This window comes from Myxococcus sp. AM011, assembly GCF_013372595.1.
In the GTDB taxonomy this organism is placed as follows: Bacteria; Myxococcota; Myxococcia; order Myxococcales; family Myxococcaceae; genus Myxococcus; species Myxococcus eversor.
In genome coordinates this window covers 1-3,407 of record NZ_JABXEM010000479.1, presented here as the reverse complement: position 1 = coordinate 3,407, position 3,407 = coordinate 1, and the positions used below count along the sequence as shown (strand labels likewise).

The following is a 3,407-nucleotide window of genomic DNA, read 5'->3' as shown; positions in this document are numbered from 1 at the left end:
GGGCATGGCGGGGCCGGTGTGCAAATCGAAAGCGGCTCTGGAGTTACACGTTATATAGGGCGCGCTCATGTCCCTCGACCTCAAGCGCGCCAACTCCGAGCCGATCACCTCCGTCGACATGCTGGTGTCGGGTTTTCGGTCCGCCGAGAAGCCCCAGGGCCACCTTCGCCTCGGTTTGGAGCACGAAAAGCTGCTCTTCCCCGTGGGTTCCGACGCTCCCGTTCCGTATGACGGGCCGTCCGGAGTCGGGGCCCTGCTCAACCGGCTGGCCCCCGACGGCTATGTCCCCTTCCGGGAGACGCCCGAGTCGCCGGTCATCGCCCTCCAGCGGGAGCGCGGCGAGGCCACCATCTCCCTGGAGCCCGGTGGACAGTTCGAGCTGTCCGGCAGCCCCTTCCACACGGCGCGAGAGGCTCACGCGGAGAACCTGGCCCACCTGAAGCAGGTGAAGGCGGCGGCGGGGGAGCTCGGACTGCGGCTGGTGACGCTGGGGTACCGCCCCACGGGCACGACGGGGACGATGCCGTGGATGCCCAAGTCGCGATATCTGGTGATGCGGCGCACCCTGCCGGAGCGGGGCAATCTGGCGCTGAACATGATGTTGATGACGGCCACCGGACAGGTGTCGCTCGACTGGACGGACGAGGCGGACTGTGTCCGGAAGACGGTGGTGGTGGCGCGGCTGTCGCCGGTGATGAACGCGTTGTACGCCAACAGTCCCCTGGTGGACGGCAAGCCCTCCGGCTACCTGTCCTTCCGCAACCGCGTCTGGGACGAAGTGGACCCGACGCGCTGCGGCTACCTGCCCGCGTTCTTCGACGGCTCCTTCTCGTACCGGGCCTATGTCGAGTGGGCGATGAGCGCGCCGCTGCTCTTCCTGCGTCGCGAGGGCCAGTACCTGCACCCGAAGCTCACCTTCCGACAGTTGCTGGAGCAGGGCTTCGAGGGACAGCCTCCGGACCTGGCGGACTGGACGGACCACCTCTCCACGCTCTTCCCAGAGGTGCGCCTCAAGAAGGTCGTCGAGGTGCGTGGCGCGGACTGCGGGAACGCGGCGATGACGGGGGCGCTGGGCGCGCTGTGGCGCGGCATCCTCTATGACGCCACGGCGTTGGATGAGGCGGAGAGGCTGCTGCCCAAGCTCACGTACACCGAGCACCTGGCCTTCCACGACACCGCGCGCCGCGAGGGGCTGGCTGGAAAGCTGGGCTCGCGCGAGCTGTACCGGCTGGCGGAGGAGATGGTGGGCATTGCCCGTCGGGGCCTGCTGCGCCTGGACGCGGCGGATGCTCCGCTGCTGGAGCCGCTGTCGGAGGTGGCCGCGTCCAAGCGCTCCCCCGCGGCGGTGCTGCTCGAGGCGTGGGAGAAGGACCCACGCCCCGAGACGGTGCTCTCATTGGCGAGCGTGTGAAGCGGGGCGGCTAGAAGCGGCCGCCCAGCGTGAGGTTGGCGTTGAAGAGGCCGCCGCGTGCCTCTTCGTCGGTGCCCGGGCGATTCACGATGTCCTCGCCGCCGACGAGGCGATAGGTGGCCCGTGCTCCGGCGAACAGGACCTCGCCGAGGCGGTAGTCCACGCCGAGAGAGAAGGGCGTCTCGGTGATCCAGTCGTTGCGGTAGACGTCATCGGCGCCGCTGGTGGGGTTGATATAGCTCACGCCGAAGCCGACGCCCGCGTAGGGGCGCCAGCGCTCGTTGAGGGTCGGCCCGGCCTTGACCGTGAAGCCCAGGTTGTTGCGCCACAGACCCTCGCCCTCGTCATCGACGCGGCTCGTGGAGATGGGGAGCCGCTGGAGCTCCCATCCGGCTTCGATACCCACGTACTTCCAGGGATTGACGTCGGCGGTGATGCCCAGCAGCGGTCCCACGCCGACGTCCTCGCCCAGCGAGCCCGTGAAACTGCCGAGGCCCAATCGCACGTCCAGACCCGCCGTCGGGTTCTGTCGCATGCCCAGCTTCTTGGCCACGTTCTGCGCCCCCACGGCCGCCACGGCTGGAGTCGCCAGTCCGCAGGCCACCACGGCAACACCTCCCACGATCCATCGACGCATCGCATACCTCCTCGAAGTCTTGGTCAGCGCAAAGGTGGGCATCCGTTGAGTCGGTTACAGAGAGAGACCACTGGGGGGGCGGTGGTCCGACAGGTCCGCGAGGGGCCTGACGGAGAGGCGCTCAGCGGCGACCGAAGAGCTTCTTCAAGCCCTTCAGCAGTCCACCGGGGCGCGCCTCGGGCTCGCCAATCAACGGCGAGCGGGCGACGAGCGCCTCGCGTGCCGCGTCGTCCAGGTCCTCGAGGGAGAGGGAGACAGGCTGGCGGCGAACTCCGGGCAGCGTGGCTTCCAACGAGAGTGCCGCGTCGGCGGTGAGCGCGAAGTGCAGCTCCACCTCGCCCGCGCGCTCCACGTTGAGCGAGAGCCGGCCCAGGTACTCGTTCTCCGCGGCGAGCGGCGAGGGGCCCTGGAAGAGGGCGAGCTCCAAGGGGCCTGGTGTCACGGGGATGACGAGCGTCTTGCCGGCGGGCAGCCGTGTCGTGCGCTCGAGCACCCGGCGCAGGGTGCCGCCTCGCTCGGCGACGCCAATGGGGGCGGAGAGGACTTCGGAGACAGAGGCGCCGGGCTTGCCGCCTTCGGACAGGAGGATGCCGTGGCCGAGCAGCGCGGCACCCAGGGCCACGGCGCCTCGCGCGTCGACGTCGTCGCGCACGGGCACGCCCAGGCTCTCCTCGAGCCGGCGGCGGACCAGGGGCGTGCGTCCCTGCCCGCCCACGAGCAGCACGGCGTCGAGGCCCTGGGGCGAGAGGGCGTTGGAGTCGAGTACCTCGCGCACGACGGAGGTGACGCGCTGGGCGAGGTCCGCGGTGAGGGCCTCCATGCGCTCTCGGGTGAGCGGAGGCACGGTGCCCGTGGACAGCGGCACCTCCACCTGTTCGCGCTCGGAGAGGGCCACCTTCGCGGTCTCGGCTGCGGTGCGCAGGTGGCCCCAGTCGAGCGGGTGCTCGGGGCGGGGGATGCCTTGGGCGGCGAGGTCACTGGCGAGCGCTTCCGCGATGCGAGAGTCGAAGTCCAGGCCGCCCACCATCGGGTCGCCGCCGGTGGTGATGACCTCCAGGTCATCGCCGGTGACCTGCACCACGCACACGCCGAGCCCACCGCCGCCCAGGTCCACGACGAGCACGCGCTTGCGAGCCATGCCGCGTCCGTGTCCGTGGGCGAGGGCCGCGGCGGCGGGGGCGGTGAGGATGCGCTGGGCGTCGAGCCCCGCGAGGGTGGCCGCGTCACGGAGGGCCGCGCGCTGGCGGTCCGTGAAGTGGGTGGGGGCGCAGATGACGGCGCGGGTGGCCTTGCGGCCGACGAAGGTGGTGGCGGCGTGCTTCAGCTCGCGCAGGAGCAGGGCGGTGAAGAGGGTGGGGG

General features: G+C 70.6%; 3 protein-coding genes. 1 reads left to right on the top strand and 2 read right to left on the bottom strand.

The features are described 5' to 3' along the window. Positions 1-67: 67 nt before the first annotated feature. On the top strand, positions 68-1,411 hold the full coding sequence (locus tag HUW62_RS46360; RefSeq protein ID WP_176438093.1) for a glutamate--cysteine ligase: 1,344 nt from the start codon (positions 68-70) through the stop codon (positions 1,409-1,411). 10 nt (positions 1,412-1,421) lie between these two features. Here the strand turns inward: HUW62_RS46360 and HUW62_RS46355 are convergent, their stop codons facing one another. Together HUW62_RS46355 and HUW62_RS46350 are read right to left on the bottom strand one after the other, a co-directional pair. Then, the gene (locus HUW62_RS46355) at positions 1,422-2,048 is read right to left on the bottom strand and encodes an outer membrane beta-barrel protein (protein WP_176438092.1); all 627 of its coding nucleotides are present in this window, start codon (positions 2,046-2,048) and stop codon (positions 1,422-1,424) included. Positions 2,049-2,169: 121 nt separating this feature from the next. Next, positions 2,170-3,407 (bottom strand): Hsp70 family protein (locus HUW62_RS46350; protein ID WP_176438091.1); only part of this gene is annotated, 1,238 nt, incomplete at its 5' end.